This window comes from Candidatus Eremiobacteraceae bacterium (genome assembly GCA_035314825.1).
Taxonomy (GTDB): Bacteria; Vulcanimicrobiota; Vulcanimicrobiia; order Eremiobacterales; family Eremiobacteraceae; genus JAFAHD01.
The window spans coordinates 22885-37231 of record DATFYX010000007.1; the positions used below are offsets into that span (position 1 = coordinate 22885).

15 protein-coding genes are annotated in these 14347 nt (G+C 67.0%); 11 read left to right on the top strand and 4 right to left on the bottom strand.

Features of this window, described 5'->3' with window-relative positions; all coding sequences use genetic code 11:
• Positions 1 to 59 precede the first annotated feature (59 nt).
• Genes VKF82_02170 through VKF82_02180 form a run of 3 tightly spaced genes read left to right on the top strand, consistent with a single transcriptional unit; the run spans position 60 to position 3227 of the window.
• Positions 60 to 1460 (top strand): FAD-dependent oxidoreductase, encoded by a 1401-nt coding sequence (locus tag VKF82_02170; GenBank protein ID HME80859.1) that lies wholly within the window; start codon positions 60 to 62, stop codon positions 1458 to 1460.
• The gene (locus VKF82_02175; protein ID HME80860.1) at positions 1441 to 2241 is read left to right on the top strand and encodes a class I SAM-dependent methyltransferase; all 801 of its coding nucleotides are present in this window, start codon (positions 1441 to 1443) and stop codon (positions 2239 to 2241) included. Before VKF82_02170 ends, VKF82_02175 begins: the two co-directional genes overlap by 20 nt.
• Entirely contained in the window at positions 2241 to 3227 is a 987-nt protein-coding gene (locus tag VKF82_02180; protein ID HME80861.1) for a 2-hydroxyacid dehydrogenase, read from the top strand. Before VKF82_02175 ends, VKF82_02180 begins: the two co-directional genes overlap by 1 nt.
• Here the strand turns inward: VKF82_02180 and VKF82_02185 are convergent.
• Positions 3224 to 3928 (bottom strand): uracil-DNA glycosylase, encoded by a 705-nt coding sequence (locus VKF82_02185; protein HME80862.1) that lies wholly within the window; start codon positions 3926 to 3928, stop codon positions 3224 to 3226. The genes VKF82_02180 and VKF82_02185 overlap by 4 nt on opposite strands.
• A gap of 20 nt (positions 3929 to 3948) precedes the next feature.
• Complete coding sequence (locus tag VKF82_02190) at positions 3949 to 4935, bottom strand: NAD-dependent epimerase/dehydratase family protein (protein HME80863.1); 987 nt, start codon at positions 4933 to 4935, stop codon at positions 3949 to 3951.
• 85 nt (positions 4936 to 5020) lie between these two features.
• On the opposite strand from VKF82_02190, the gene VKF82_02195 reads away from it, so the two are divergent.
• Genes VKF82_02195 through VKF82_02220 form a run of 6 tightly spaced genes read left to right on the top strand, consistent with a single transcriptional unit; the run spans position 5021 to position 10015 of the window.
• Positions 5021 to 5734, top strand: coding sequence for a VIT1/CCC1 transporter family protein (locus tag VKF82_02195; protein HME80864.1), 714 nt, complete (start codon positions 5021 to 5023; stop codon positions 5732 to 5734).
• Between the two features lie 36 nt (positions 5735 to 5770).
• Entirely contained in the window at positions 5771 to 6199 is a 429-nt protein-coding gene (locus tag VKF82_02200; GenBank protein ID HME80865.1) for an OsmC family protein, read from the top strand.
• Between the two features lie 4 nt (positions 6200 to 6203).
• Positions 6204 to 7058, top strand: a complete 855-nt coding sequence (locus VKF82_02205) for a hypothetical protein (GenBank protein HME80866.1) — start codon at positions 6204 to 6206, stop codon at positions 7056 to 7058.
• 12 nt (positions 7059 to 7070) lie between these two features.
• Positions 7071 to 8066: an NAD-dependent epimerase/dehydratase family protein gene (locus VKF82_02210; protein ID HME80867.1), complete on the top strand. Its 996-nt coding sequence runs from the start codon at positions 7071 to 7073 to the stop codon at positions 8064 to 8066.
• Between the two features lie 33 nt (positions 8067 to 8099).
• A complete protein-coding gene (locus VKF82_02215) occupies positions 8100 to 8999 on the top strand; it encodes a DUF5996 family protein (protein HME80868.1) in 900 nt (299 codons plus the stop codon).
• Between the two features lie 2 nt (positions 9000 to 9001).
• The gene (locus VKF82_02220; protein HME80869.1) at positions 9002 to 10015 is read left to right on the top strand and encodes an NADP-dependent oxidoreductase; all 1014 of its coding nucleotides are present in this window, start codon (positions 9002 to 9004) and stop codon (positions 10013 to 10015) included.
• Here the strand turns inward: VKF82_02220 and VKF82_02225 are convergent.
• Entirely contained in the window at positions 9999 to 11114 is a 1116-nt protein-coding gene (locus VKF82_02225; protein ID HME80870.1) for a hypothetical protein, read from the bottom strand. The two genes, VKF82_02220 and VKF82_02225, sit on opposite strands and share 17 nt — an antisense overlap.
• Before the next feature lie 122 nt (positions 11115 to 11236).
• Here VKF82_02225 and VKF82_02230 point away from each other — a divergent pair, with 122 nt between their 5' ends.
• Positions 11237 to 12034, top strand: coding sequence for a hypothetical protein (locus VKF82_02230; protein ID HME80871.1), 798 nt, complete (start codon positions 11237 to 11239; stop codon positions 12032 to 12034).
• Between the two features lie 6 nt (positions 12035 to 12040).
• Positions 12041 to 13816: a hypothetical protein gene (locus VKF82_02235; protein ID HME80872.1), complete on the top strand. Its 1776-nt coding sequence runs from the start codon at positions 12041 to 12043 to the stop codon at positions 13814 to 13816.
• Here VKF82_02235 and VKF82_02240 read toward each other — a convergent pair.
• Positions 13813 to 14292 carry a GNAT family N-acetyltransferase gene (locus VKF82_02240; GenBank protein HME80873.1) on the bottom strand — a complete coding sequence of 160 codons (480 nt, stop codon included), beginning with the start codon at positions 14290 to 14292 and terminating at the stop codon, positions 13813 to 13815. The genes VKF82_02235 and VKF82_02240 overlap by 4 nt on opposite strands.
• Positions 14293 to 14347 lie beyond the last annotated feature (55 nt).

Consider the following 14347-nt stretch of genomic DNA (forward strand, 5'->3'; position numbering starts at 1 on the left):
GGGCGCGGCGGATGCCTTTTCGAAAGGCGCGCTGTGCGGCCGCGGGTAAGTGGGCGCCCATGAGCACTCACGAGTTCGATCTATGCGTCATCGGCGCGGGCAGCGCGGGCTTCGCAGCGGCGACGACGGCGCGCCGCATGGGCAAGCGCGTGTCGCTGGTGGATGGCGATGGCCCGCTCGGCGGCTTGTGCATTCTGCGCGGCTGCATGCCGTCCAAGACCGTCTTGCGTTCGGCCGAGGTCGCGCATCTCGCGCGCACCGCGGGAGACGTCGGCGTCACGGTGAGCGGGGTCGCGCCCGACGTCGCCGCCGTGATCGCCCGCAAACGGCGCATCATCGAGGGTTTCGCCGACTACCGGGTCGGCGGCATCAAAGAGTTCCCGCTGTTCCGCGGCCAGCCGACGTTCACAGGTCCGCACGAGCTGGCCATCGGCCCGGACACCATCAGGGCGTCCAAGTTCGTGCTGAGCACGGGCTCGGTCGTCAACCTGCCGGATATCCCCGGTCTGCGCGAAGCCGGCTACGTGACAAGCGACGACGTGCTCGAGCTGGAGAAGCCGCCGCGCAGTTTCATCACGTTGGGCGGCGGACCGACCGCGTGCGAGCTCTCGCAGTACCTGCGCCGCATGGACTGCGACGTGACGATGGTGCAGCGCAGCCCGACGATCCTGTCTTCAGAAGATCCCGACGTCGGCGAGGCCCTCGGAAGTGCGCTCGAGGACGACGGCATCCAACTGCACACGGCGACGGTCGTCAAGCGCGTCGAAGCCGATGGTGGGCGCAAGCGCGTCATCGCGCAGCGCGGTCCCCACGAGATGGCCTTCGAAGCCGACGAGATCTTCCTCGCGCTGGGGCGCAGGCCCAACGTCGACGGCCTGGGTTTGGAGCGAGCGGGCGTCAGGTCCGATGCGCGGGGCGTGAAGGTCAACGAGTATCTCGAGACCACCAACCCGGATATCTGCGCGGCGGGCGATGTCACCGGCAGCTACGAGCTCGTGCACGTGGCCGTCTACGAAGGCCAATTGGCCGCGCACAACGCGTTCGACAAGGACAAGAGACGGTCGCAGTACGACCTGCAGCACGCACGCGCGGTGTTCACCGACCCGCAGGTGGCGATCGCTGGCAAGACCGAGCGGCAACTGAGCGAGCTGGGCATCAGCTATTCGTCGTCGGCCTTCCCGTTCGACGACCTCGGCAAAGCGATCAGCGCGAACCTGACCCAGGGCTTCATCAAGGTGATGGCCGGAAAGGATGGCGTCATCTTGGGCGTCACCATCGTCGGCGCTGAAGCTGCCGATCTCATCCACGAGGCGATAGCCTTGCTGTACTTCAAGGCCAACGTGCGCGACGTGCTGGAGATGCCGCACTTGCATCCGACGCTGTCGGAGATCATCACCTATCCGGCAGAAGAGCTGTGCGAACGGCTCGAGGGCGAAGCGCGTGTCCTCGTCTGCCCGTAAGCGCACGCTGTTCGAGCATCCCCGGCTCTACGATCTAGCATTCGGCTTTCGAGATTTCGTCGAGCAGACCGACGGGCTGCTGGCGCTGGCCTCGCGCTATGGCGCGCGAGCGCCGTCGTCCGCGCTCGAGCTGTGCTGCGGGCCGGCGCACCATCTGCGCGAGCTGGCGCAGCGCGGCCTGCGCGCGTACGGCGTCGACCACAACCGCGAGATGCTCGCGTATGCGCGCAGCCTGAGCCGGCGCGACCGCGTCGACGTGCGCTTGATCCGCGCCGACATGCGCACGTTCTCTCTGCCGAAGCGCGTGGACATGGCGTATTGCCTGTTCGATTCGTTCTGCCACAACACGACTGATGCCGACGCGATCGCGACGCTGCGCTCGACCGCTGCGGCGCTGCGGCGCGGGGGAGTGTTCATCGCGGAGCTGACGCATCCGGCTGATTTCTTCGCAGGCATCCGCTCGCGCAGCCTCAGCCGCTGGACGCAGCGTTTTCCGGATGTCACGATCGCGACGCGCTTCGCGCATACCAATGTCGATCCCATCGCGGAGACGTTCGAGCCCAGCATCGAGATCGACGCGCGCTATCGCGACGGCCGCCGTCCGGTCCGCATCGTCGACCGGCTGCAGTACCGCATCTGGATGCGCAGCGGTCTGCGTTTGGCGGCCGCCGCGAGCGGGCGATTCGATATCGTCGGATGGCACGGCGACCTGACGCCCGACGTGCCGTTGAGCATGCGCGATGAGGCCTGGCAGATGGTCGTCGTGATGCGCAGGCGCTGATGAATATCGCGGTGCTCGTTCCGCATTGGGCGGGGCGTCTCGCGGCCGCGCTGCAGACGCCGGCATCGCCGGGCGGCGCGCGCTTCGACGTCGTCGCCGTCGACCCGGCGGATCCGACGGCGTCGCGCGACGTGCTGAGCGGCGCCGAAGTGGTCGTCACGGGGAGATTCGACGCGCAGTTGGCGGCGCTGTGCCCCGCGCTCAAGCTGCTGGTGTGTCCATGGGCGGGGACCGAGAACATCGATCGCGCCGCACTGCCTGCCGGCGTCTCGCTGATCAGCGGCGGCGGCACCGAAGAGCCGATCGCCGAATACGTGATCGGCGCGCTGGTGGCGCTGCGGCACCACATCCTCGAGGCCGACCGCGCGCTGCGCGGCGGCGAGTGGCTCTACAGCTATACGGGCGACGGCGCGTTCGTCGACGAGCTGTTCGGGTCGACGCTCGGCTTGCTGGGCTACGGGCGCATCGGGCACGAGATCGCCAAGCGGGCCGTCGCGTTCGGCATGACGTGCAAGGCGTTGACGATGCACCCGCAGCGCGCCCAAGGGGCTGACCGCGCGTCGTGCGAGCCCGGACCGCTATCGGACCCCGCAAGCGTGGATGAGCTGGTCGCGGGCTGCGATGCGCTGGCGGTCTGCTGCGAGTTGTCGGATGTCACCCGCGGCATGATCGACGCCCGGCGGCTGCAGAGCATGAAGCCGACTGCGGTGCTCGTCAACGTGGCGCGCGGGCCCATCGTCGTCGAACGCGATCTGTACGAGGCGCTGCGAGACCGGCGCATCGCCGGCGCGGCGATCGACGTGTGGTACCAATATCCGCAGCCTGGATCGAAGCACGCCAGCCCCTCCGCGTATCCGTTCGATCAGCTCGGCAACGTCATCATGACGCCGCACGACAGCGGCTGGACGCAAGCAGCGATGCGGCGCCGTCTCGAGGGCATCGCCCGCGCGATATCGTCCTTCGCGCATGGAGGCCGCGCGGGCTAGCCCGGCCGCCGCTCGATGAGCGAGCGTGCGCGTGCGAAGACGCGGCGCAGCATCGGCAGCGTGAGTTTGCCGGTGTTGGTGTTCTGACGGCTGGGGTGGTAGCTTCCGAGCAGCGCGACGTCGCGCCGGCCGGGGGCCCGCAAAACGTATTCGGTGCCGTGAGAGAAACGAGGCCGCCTCTTGTCTTCCGCCACGTAGCCGCGTTCGCGCAAGCGGTCGTAGCCGATGTCGAACCCGATCTTGCCGAGCCCGACGACGACTTGCAGATCGCGAAGCAGGTCTAGCTCGGCTCGCATGTGCGTCGCGCAGCGATCGATCTGGCGCGGCGTGGGTTTGTTCTTGGGCGGCGCGCAGCGTAAGGCGGCGGTCATGAACGCGTCGATGAGCTCGAAACCGTCGTCGCGATGGGTCGACGTCGGTTGGGTCGCAAAGCCTGTCGCGTAGAGCGCGGGCGCAAGCCACGCGGCGGAGCCGTCGCCCGTGAACATGCGTCCTGTCCGGTTGCCGCCGTGCGCCGCAGGCGCCAGACCGACGATGAGCACGCGCGCGTCGGCGCGGCCGATGCTGGGAACGGGCTTGCCCCAATAGCGATCGCCTGCGAACTCGCGCTTGCGCTCGCGCGCGATGGCGGCGCAATACGAGCGTAGCTCCGGGCAGCGGCGGCACGCGACGATGCGGCGGCGCACCGCGGCAAGGGTCATGCGTTTTTGGACTGCTCGTGTCAACTCGGCGGCGGTTCCCTTTGCACGTCGAAGGGAAGCGTGAGGCGCAGCCCTGCCGCCAGCGGTCGCGGATCGTATCCGAGCGCTCGCTTCGCCTTGCTGTTGTCGCCGATGTACGTCGCTGCCCCGGCTCGCAAAGCTTCGCCGGTGTACGTCGGTGGCAGAGGGAAGACCGTGCCGACGGCATCCATGAACGCCGCCAGCGCGCGCATCGTGGCAGGTCCTGGGTGGAAGCGAGGTGCTTTGATGCCCGTGAACTGCTCGGCGAGCGCCAGCGCGTCGATGAGCGTGTGCGGCGGGCCGGCGATGATGTAGGTCTCGCCGGGGGCTGCCGCCTCCATCGCTCTGATGTGCGCCCGCGCGATGTCGTCCACGTAGCCCCAGCACAGAGCCGCGCCGCGCGGGAGCAGCGGCAGCCGCCCTTTGAGGTATTGCGCGAAGAGCTCAGCCACTGCGCTCGTGTCGCCGGGTCCGTACACCGCACCCGGCATGACGATCACAAGCGGCAGGCCCTGGCGTATCATCGGCTCGGCCACTTCGTGATGGGCGACCCACTTGGTGCGGTCGTACTCGGTCAGCCATGGACCGCCCGGCGTGCGGTAAGACTCGTCGACCAAATTGCCGTGCGTGTCGCCGTTGACCGCAAGCGTGCTGGTGTACACGCCTTTGGGAACGCCCAGTTCCTTCATCATCGTCAGGACGTTGCGAGTGCCGTCGACGTTGATCGCTTGGCCTGGCGACGTATCGCGCGCGCCGATCTTGTACCAGCCCGCGATGTGAAAGACGCCGTCGACGCCGGCCATCGGTGCGCGCAGGCTCGCGGCGTCGGTGATATCGCCGGCGTGCACGGCCACACCCAGGCGCGCGAGATCGCCTGCGCGCGATGGATCGCGCGCGAGGGCGACGACCGTGTGGCCGGATAGGACGAGTTGACGCGCGACGTGTCCGCCGATGAATCCGGTCGCTCCGGTGACGAAATATTTCACCACATCGCGTTTTGTGTCGCCTCGCGGCGCACCTTTGCGGCAAGGCAGGACGGCCTGTCCGAATGGCCAAGGCGTCGGGGCCATAGTGAAGACATCTGACAGCGCGATCCAGCGGCGGTTGGACGATGCGCAAAGCGGAACAGCGCGCGCCGGCGTCTTGGGCATCAGCGACGGCCTCGTCACAAACATCTCCTTGATCCTCGGCGTCGCAGGTGCGAACGCGGATGCTTCTTTCGTGCGTCTCGCGGGGTTGGCGAGCCTTGTCGCGGGCGCGGGCTCGATGGCGGTCGGCGAGTACATCTCGATGCAGGCGCAAAAAGAGCTGCTCGAGCGGGTGCTCTCCGATGCGCGGGCCGAGCAGCGGACCGATCCGAACGCGATGACCGCGCGTCTTGCCGCCGTCTTCCAGCGGGCGGGCGTGCACCCCGATGATGCGCGTCATGCCGCCGAGACCGTGGCCCAACATCCCGAACAAGCGTTGGACACGTACGCGCGGATCGGACTGGGCTTCAACCCGAAGGAGTTAGGAGCGCCGGTCGGCGCCGCCATATCGTCGCTGCTCACCTTTGCAGCAGGAGCGCTCATCCCGCTCCTGCCGTGGTTTTTTTGGTCGGGAACGACAGCGGTGTTGATCTCGATATCGCTCTCGACGGTCGCCGCGGCGGCGATCGGCGGGTACCTCGGGCAGCAGACCGGCAAGGGCGTCGTCTGGTCGGCGGCCCGCCAAGTGCTCGTCGTCGCGGTGGCGGCGACCGCGACATATCTCGTCGGACGAATCTTCCGCGTTCGCGTCACGTAGCGGCTCTGCACAACGGCAGAGCAGAAAGGAACACACATGCCGACACGCACGGCTCAAGCTCAGTGGAACGGAGATCTTCGCAGCGGCAACGGCCACATGCGGTTCGGCAGCGGCGCGTTCGATGGGCCGTACTCCTTTGATTCGCGCTTCGGCGACGGGAAGGGGACGAATCCGGAGGAGCTGATCGCAGCCGCCCACGCCGGCTGCTTCAGCATGGCGACTGCGGGAGGTCTGACGCGCGCGGGCCATCCGCCGACGAGCATCGAGACGAACGCGAAGCTCACGCTCGAGCAGCGGCCAGAAGGCTTTCGCATCACGACGATCGAGCTGACCACCACTGCCGTCGTGCCGGGCATCGACGAAGCCGAGTTTCGGACGATCGCAGAAGAGGCGAAGAAGAACTGCCCGGTCTCCGTGGCGCTGGCCAGCGTGAACATCACGTTGAACGCCGCGCTGAAGCGTTAGGTCGGTGCGCAGAGGGCCGTTCATCAGCGCGCTGGCGATCGCGGCGCTGGCCCCGTCGCTGGTCCGCGCCGGAACGCCGCCGCCGCCCGACGTCGAGCTGCCCGCTCTCTTCAAGGGCGGGCGTCCGTTCTTGCGCCTGACCGCGCCTGACGGATCGCGCGTGCTCGCCTGGCTCGACACCGATGGTACCGGGTTCATCACGCGCGCGGCAGCCAAGCGGCTCGGATTACAGGTAGCCGCGTCAGGGCGCGCCGCGCTGCCCGCATTCGCCGAACAGCTGCCTCCGGTCGGCGGCGACGGTACGCTTCCCGTGATCGACCCAGACCCCAAGGACCCGGTGCTGGCCGGCGTCGATGTGCAGCTCGGCGCGACGTGGTTCGCAGGGCGTGTGTGGACGATCGATTACCGCAACGAGCACATCGTCTGGAATGTGGATAGGCACGACATCACGTCGGATGCGATCAATCCGGTGAAGCTCCATTTCCGAAACGGCATCTACCCGACGCTTCCGGTCGTGGTCGAGGGCGAGCTGATCGAGATGTCCTTGGACACCGCCGCGACGGTCGTGGAAAGGACGGGCACGATCGCCGCCACCAGTTTCATCACCCATGACAGGCTTGCGAAGTGGCATGCCGCACATCCGGACTGGCCCGTGCAGAACATATCTCCGGGCGTCGATCGCATCGAAGTGACTGAGGTGAAGGTGCTCAGCATCCTGCTCGGCAGCGTCTCGTTCACCACGCGTCCGAACGACGACGTGTTCGAAGGGGAGACGCTGCAGGGCAAGCTCGGTTCGAACGCCTGGGCATTTCGCGTGCTCATGCTGGACTACGTGCGCGGCTTCGCCGCGTTCGACTAACGCGCCGACGTCATGGAACTGCTCGTCTTGGGAGGCACGAAGTTCCTCGGGCCGCACCTGGTAGAGTCCGCGCGTGCACGCGGCCACCAGGTGACGTTGTTCAATCGCGGCAAGAGCGGTCGTGCGCCTGCGGACGTCGAGTGGATCGCCGGCGATCGGGATGGCGAGCTGGGCAAGCTGGGTCAGAGGCGCTGGGACGCCGTCATCGATACCTGCGGTTTCGTGCCGCGCGTCGTGAAGGCATCGGTGGACGCGCTGCGCGAGCGTGCCGGCCGGTACGTTTTCGTGTCGACGATCAGCGTCTATCCGGAGAGTTTTGGCGGATCGTTCGACGAGAGCGAACCGCTCATCGCCCTTGAAGATCAGTCGGTCGAGACCGTGACGCCACAGACCTACGGCGGCCTCAAGGCGCTGTGCGAGGCGCGGGTCAGCGCCGGTTTCGGCGATCGCGCGCTGATCGTGCGACCGGGCCTGATCGTGGGTCCGCTCGATCCGACCGACCGCTTCACCTATTGGCCCAACCGGTTCGCATTGGGCGGCGAGATACTCGCGCCGGCGCCGAGCGAGGCGTTCGTCTCGTTCATCGACGTGCGCGATCTGGCGGACTGGATCGTGGCGGCGCTGGACGGGGGCGTGGCAGGGATTTTCAACGCCAGCGGACGGTACGGCGCCATCACCATGGGAGACATGCTTGCCGCCTGTGCGGCGGCGGCCAGCACCGGGGTTCCGCTCTGGGTGAGCGAGGCGTTCTTGCTCGCAAACGGCGTGACGCCGTGGACCGAGCTGCCGTTATGGATCCCGCAAGGCGAGGACAGCATCGTAAAGGCGAGTTCCGCGCGGGCGGTCGAAGCGGGACTGCGCTGCCGCCCGCTCGCAGACACCGTCGCGGCGACGCTGGAATGGAGCAGGGGCCTTGGCCTTGACCGCCCCCTGAGGGCCGGTCTCACGCGGGAGCGCGAGGCCCAGTTGCTCGCCGCATGGCGGGCATCCGCGAAGACGACGACGTAACCAGCGGTACGATAAACGGAAAGGACCGCCATCATGAGCGCGCAGTCAGACCAGTGGCCCGCGATTCCGCTCGAGTCGTGGCGCGACACCCTCGACACCTTGCACCTGTACTCGCAGGTGCCTGGCAAGATCCGGACCAAGCTCGCGCCGCCCGAACCGGAGTTCAACCACGTCACGCTGTACGTCGCCGGGCGGGGGCTCACCACCGGTCCGATACCGTACGGCGGGCGCGCGTTCGAACTCGCCTTTGACTTCGTGGACCATAGGTTCGTCATCGCGTGCAGCGACGGCGCCACCAGTTTCATCGATCTGGGGCAGCGCAGCGTGGCGTCGTTCTATGCGGCGGTGATGGCCGGGCTGCGCGACTGCGGCGTCGAGGTGAAGATCTCCGAGCTGCCGCAAGAGGTGCCGGATCCCATCCCCTTCTCACAGGATGACAAGCACGCGTCGTATGACCGCGCCGCCGTCGAGCGCTTCTGGCGCGCCCTTGTCGGCATCGACACCGCCTTCAAAGCGCATCGGGCGCCGTTTCGCGGCCGCCACTCGCCCGTGCAGCTGTGGTGGGGTTCATTCGATCTCGGCTACGAGCGGTTTTCAGGCCGGCCGGCCGCGCCGCCGCCCAACGCGAATTTCATCTATCGCGAGTCGATGGACGCCGAACTGATCAACGCCGGGTTCTGGCCCGGCGACGCGAGGTTCCCCGAACCGGCGTTTTTCGCGTACGCGTATCCGAAGCCCGAGGGATTGGAGTCCGCTTCGATCGCGCCGACGGCTGCGTTTTGGAGCAAAGAGCTCGGAGAGTGGGCGCTGCGCTATGAGGATGTGCGCCGCTCGCCGTCGCCGCACGATATGATCATGCAGTTCTTGTCGAGCACGTACGACGCCGCGGCCTCGCGCATGCGTTGGGATCCCGAGTTGAAGGGCAGGTCCTAGACATGCCGGCGGTGTCGAGTCGCGAGATCCGGTTGGCCGCGCGGCCGAAGGGCTGGCCGTCGCTCGACGACTTCGCCATGGCCGCAGTCGAAGTACCCGCGCCCCCGGATGGATGGGTACAGGTCCGGAATCTGTGCATGTCGGTCGATCCCTACATGCGCGGGCGCATGGACGAGGGCAAGTCGTACGTGCCGCCATTCGAGCTCGGCGAGCCGCTTGAAGGCGCAGCGGTCGGCGAGATCGTCGAGTCTCGCGCGGCCGGGTTGGCGGCGGGCGATATCGTAACATCGATGTTCGGATGGCGCGAGTATTTCGCGGCGCCGGCCGACACCGTTCGAAAGGTCGACCCGAGCGTACGACCGCTGTCAGCCTATCTGGGCGTGCTCGGCGTGACCGGGTTCACCGCCTGGGTCGGACTGCAGCTCTTCGAGATCGCGACGGGCGAGCGCGTGTTCATCTCGGCGGCGGCCGGCGCCGTCGGCAGCGTCGCCGGACAACTGGCCAAGCTGCGCGGCTGTTTCGTCGTGGGCAGCGTCGGCTCGCCGCGGAAGGTCGCGTTCGCGCTGGAGGAGCTCGGCTACGACGCGGCGTTCAACTACAAAGACGGCGACATCCGCAGGCAGCTCGCGCGCGCGGCACCCGACGGCATCGACGTGTACTTCGACAACGTCGGCGGCGAGCATCTGGAGGCCGCCCTGTCCGCGCTGCGCGTGAACGGCCGAATCATCGCGTGTGGAGCCATCTCCGCGTATAACGCGAGCGAGCCGCCCCCGGGCCCGCGCAATCTGGGTTTGGTGATCGGCAAGCGGCTGAGTATCAAAGGCTTCATCGTGACCGATTGGAGCCGGCGCATGCCCGAGTTCGTGGCCGAAACCGGCCGCTATCTGCGTGAGGGCAAGCTTAAAGCCGAAGAGACCGTGGTCGACGGGATTGAGAACGCGCCGCGGGCGTTCCTCGATCTGCTCAATGGCGAGAACATCGGCAAGATGGTGGTCAAACTTAGTGGCGTATCGTGACGGCGACGCCGAGAATGCCGACCACGATCTCGATGGCGATCAGGACGATGACGATGAGCTCGAGGAACTCGCTGCGCGCGGTCGCGGCCCGATCGATCAGGTAGCGGTAGACCTCGCCGACGCTGTCGAGTTTGCTCTCGATCTGGCGCTGCCAGACGTCCAATCCTAGCCGCGACGCGACTGCGCGGTAGATGCGCGCGTAATATGCGTCGCCGACGATCTTGAGCGCGTTGCTTGCCCGATCGGCGAGCTCGCGGATGTCGACGAGCAGATAGCCGAGCGCTTCGGCGCGTTCGTCGGCCTCGAAGCGGCGCAGGGGGCGCCATTTGCGGCGCGGCGGCAGATCGGTCGAATAGATGGCGTCGAGCTCGGCGTCGAGGCGCGCGTCGTACGTGCGGAATTCGACGAGCTGCGAGTTGGCGAACTCGAGCAGGTCGAGGATGACCTCGGCATTCTCGCGGCTGTCGCAGATGAACGCTGCATCCCATTGCAGCACGACGAGATCGTCCGGCAGGTAGCTGAAGCGCAAACGCAGGGTCTCCGCCTGTTCTTCCGGCGAGAGCGGCTGGTGCTCGGCGAGCATGAGTCCGAGCACGGCGGGCCCGTGCTGGTCGAGCAGCATCGCCGCGTCGAGCGGCGTCGCAAGCCGCTCGACGGCGCTGGTGAAGTAATCCTCGACCAGCGTGTCATGGGGTTCGACGAGCGCGGGCGCGCTATCGCGCAGGATCTCGTCAAGCAAGCGGCGGGCGTCGCCGATCAGGCGGTCGTCTGTGCGCAGCGCGATGATCAAGTCGATGAACCCCGACCACGTTCCCGAGTACGGAAAGGCGAAGCGGATCGAGACGACGCCGTAGTCGTAGACCTTAGCGCGGGCCTCGGCGCTGACGCCGCCGAGCGTGACGGAGGGAAGTTTCGCGGCCAACGGCGGCACGGCGAATTGGATGTGCTCGGCCGACGGCGCGGCGCGAAAGCGCAACGGCGCGGGCTGCGCGCTCTCACCGGCGATGCTGCCGAGCTTGGTCAGGTCGATCGTGTCGGAGACGTCGAACAAAAAGCTCGCATAAAAAGTGGCGGCGGCGATGTCGGGGCCTTCGGGCATAATGGACTCTCGCCGCGCGATAGCGGGGAATCCTCTTTTGCGACCGCCGCGCAGGCAGGACATGGGCGGTTCGCAGGAAAGCTGATGGTCGCCGAGCCTCCGTGTGAAGAAGGAAGAGGGCGATGAGTTTCAGCGCAGCGGATATCAGGGAGACGTCTTTGATCGTCCTCGTGTTGATCGTGGTGGTCGGCCTGGGCTCGTATTTCGTCACCCGCCGGATGCGCGCGAGCAGTGCGGACGACGCGCCATTCGGCGTGATCCTCGCTGCTGCGTTCGCGCTCGTCGGATTGCTGCTCGGTTTTTCGTTCTCGCTCGCGCTGTCGCGCTACGACGCGCGCCGCCAGGTCACGGTGCAGGAGGCCAACGCCATCGGCACCACGATCCTGCGGGTCCATCTGCTCCAGCCGTCGATCGCCGTGCCGATGTGGTCGACCCTGCGGGAGTATGTCCAAGCGCGTATCGACTTCGCCGCGGCGGGCACCCAGCCGGGCGCGCGGGATGAGCCCGGCAGGCGCAGCGCGGCGCTGCAAAGCAAGATGTGGTCGCTGGCGATGAGCGCCGCTCAGCGCGATCCGCACTCGACGATGGTGCCGCTGTTCATCCAAACGCTCAATGCCGTGATCGATCTGAGCGCCGAGCAGGACGCCGCGCTCAGCGCCACGATTCCGGACGCCGTGCTGGTCATCTTGATCTGCGTCGTGCTCATCGCGGCGGCCCTGCTGGGAGCGAATTTCGGCAGGGTGAAGGAATTCGACTTTCCCGCGTTCTGTTTTTTCGCGGCGATGTTGGCGGTGGTCATCGCGACCATCCTCGACCTGGACCGTCCCCAGGGCGGATTCATCAAAGTGCCGCTGACCCCGCTGCAGAATCTACAGCCGATGGTGGCCGGCCCGCCGCCGGTCCCGAGCGGCGTGCGTTAGAGGTCGATGGATCAATCGGTCCAGACGCTCGCTCCTGACCTCTGGACGACGCTGCGCGGCGTCTTCGAGCTCGATCCGCACGCGTTCGTCGCCGGGTTGGCGCTGCGCGATTCCGCTCTGGTCGCGTTCGCGATCGTCTTCTTGGCGGGCCTGTCTGAAGCGATCGGGCAAAGCGTCGTGCTGTTCGCCAACCGCATCAAGCCGGCCCGGTTTTTCCTCAGTCTTGCGGTCACCGCATTGCTGTTCGGGTTCTCCTACGTGTTCTTGACGTTGAGCACGTGGGCCATCACGTTCTTGCCGCTGGCGACGCGCATCCCGCTGCGCTCGCTGGCGATCGTCTTCGCGCTCAGCTACGCGCCGCTGCTGCTGGGGTTCCTCGAGGCGCTGCCGTACATGGGCGTGCCGGTCGGCTGGCTGCTGCGCATCTGGTACCTGCTCGCGTCGCTGGTCGGCGTGGCCGCGGTGGGTCATCTCTCGGTGCTCGACGCCATCCTCTACGTGGGGGTCGGCTGGCTCGCGCTCGTGATCGTGCGCCAGATCATCGGCCGGCCGGTCGCGCTGTTGACGGCGCGGATCATGAGCGCGGTCTCCGGCGTGGAAGATTTCGACATGGACGAAGTCGCGGCGATCTCGCGCGCCGAGGCGCAGCCGGCCGCACCCCAGACGACTGCCGCAACGCCGGGCGCGGCACAGTCGGCTCGACCCGCGCATCCGCCGAGCCGCCGAGTGACGGCGTTGATCGGCGCGCTCGGCTTTGTGGTCGTCGGCGTCGTCATCGCGGTCTCGGTCAAGCCGCTCCAGAACGTGCTGTTCGGCTGGACCATCCATCTGCCGGTCGCATTGCGGCTGCCGTTCGACCTGTTATGGTTCGGCGTCGTCGCGTTGCTGGTCGCCGCCATCCTCGCGCCGCTCGAAACGCTGGGTTGGTGGGCCGGTTGGTATGGCGGCGAGATCCAGGGCGATGCGTCGAAGGTCGCCGCGGACGGAGGGGGAGCGGCCGGGATCTCGCGCTATATCATCTATCTCGACGGCATCGGGCAATCGAGCTCGACGTACACCCCCGACGTCGAGACCTTTCTCGACGCGCTCGCGCCGGCGCTGCCGCAGCGCGTACGCCTGCTGCGCGGCCTCATGGTGTACTCCGTGCTCAACAAGCCGCTGGAAGAAGACCCGATATGGTCGGGCTTTTGGACGATTGTCGACAAGCTGCGGTTCGCCAATCCGGCCAGCCTGCTCGGCATGTTCGTCAACCTGCGCAACGTGATCATCGTCGCCGTCTCGGCGGATTCGCGGTACGGACCGATCTACAACTACGGCATCGCCAAAGTGCTGTACGACGGACTCCTCGAGGACGGCTACCGCGTCGGCAGCGGCGTTCCGGTGACGTTGATAGGCTACAGCGGCGGGGGTCAGATGTCGGCGGCATCGGCGGGCCTGCTCAAACGGGCGATCGGCGCGCCGGTCGAGGTGATCTCGCTCGGCGGGGTCATGAGCGGCGCGAACGACTTCTTGGATCTGATGATGTTGCACCATCTCGTCGGGGAGAAGGACGGGGTGGAACGGCTGGGCCCGCTGTTGTTCCCGTCGCGCTGGAAGATCGCGTGGAACTCTTTTTGGAACCGGGCGCGGCGGTTGGGCCTGATCGAGATCATCTCGCTGGGCCCGGTCGGGCATCAAGTGCCCGGCGGCATGTTCGATCCGGTGGCCAGATTGCCAAACGGCCAGACGTATCTGACGCACACGATCGAGAACATCTCGGATATCGTGCGGGCCAAACCCTAACGGTCCAGGTGCAGTTCCATCTCTTCGGTGGGCGTGAAGCCCAGCGATTCGTACACCATGCGGCCTTGTTTCGAAGCGCGCAGGCGCACGACCACGCAGCCCTTGCCACGCGCCCACTCGATCGCTGCTTGGGTGATGCGCTTCGCGACGCCGAGACGCCGATGTGCGGGCGCGACGTAGACGCTGGTCACGTAGGCCGAGGGCTGGCCGTAGATCTCGCTGCGATGGTTGCGCAGGACGTACACGCCGCCGGTGCCGACGAGTTCGCCGTCGTGCTGCGCGACGAAGAACGCGGCGTCATGGCGCGCGATCAGGCCCGTGACGAATTCTGCGAACCGCTCGCGCCAGAGGCCGTCGGCGTCAAGGTCCGAGCCATCGAGCTCGAGCGTCATCGCGCGGCGCATCTCGATGATCGCGGAGAGTTCGCCCTCGGCGAACGGACGTATGTCGATGGGCAGGGTCTTGGGCGCAGACACAGGCGGATTTTGGCGAAATAGGAAGCGACGGCCTTGCGGCCGCCGCTTCCTTTTC

Coding starts and splice junctions, on each gene's coding strand:
- VKF82_02235 (HME80872.1), top strand. CDS start 12,041: ATGGATCAATCGGTCCAGACGCTCGCTCCTGACCTCTGGACGACGCTG.
- VKF82_02215 (HME80868.1), top strand. CDS start 8,100: ATGAGCGCGCAGTCAGACCAGTGGCCCGCGATTCCGCTCGAGTCGTGG.
- VKF82_02220 (HME80869.1), top strand. CDS start 9,002: ATGCCGGCGGTGTCGAGTCGCGAGATCCGGTTGGCCGCGCGGCCGAAG.
- VKF82_02170 (HME80859.1), top strand. CDS start 60: ATGAGCACTCACGAGTTCGATCTATGCGTCATCGGCGCGGGCAGCGCG.
- VKF82_02200 (HME80865.1), top strand. CDS start 5,771: ATGCCGACACGCACGGCTCAAGCTCAGTGGAACGGAGATCTTCGCAGC.
- VKF82_02185 (HME80862.1), bottom strand. CDS start 3,928: ATGACCCTTGCCGCGGTGCGCCGCCGCATCGTCGCGTGCCGCCGCTGC.
- VKF82_02210 (HME80867.1), top strand. CDS start 7,071: ATGGAACTGCTCGTCTTGGGAGGCACGAAGTTCCTCGGGCCGCACCTG.
- VKF82_02180 (HME80861.1), top strand. CDS start 2,241: ATGAATATCGCGGTGCTCGTTCCGCATTGGGCGGGGCGTCTCGCGGCC.
- VKF82_02225 (HME80870.1), bottom strand. CDS start 11,114: ATGCCCGAAGGCCCCGACATCGCCGCCGCCACTTTTTATGCGAGCTTT.
- VKF82_02230 (HME80871.1), top strand. CDS start 11,237: ATGAGTTTCAGCGCAGCGGATATCAGGGAGACGTCTTTGATCGTCCTC.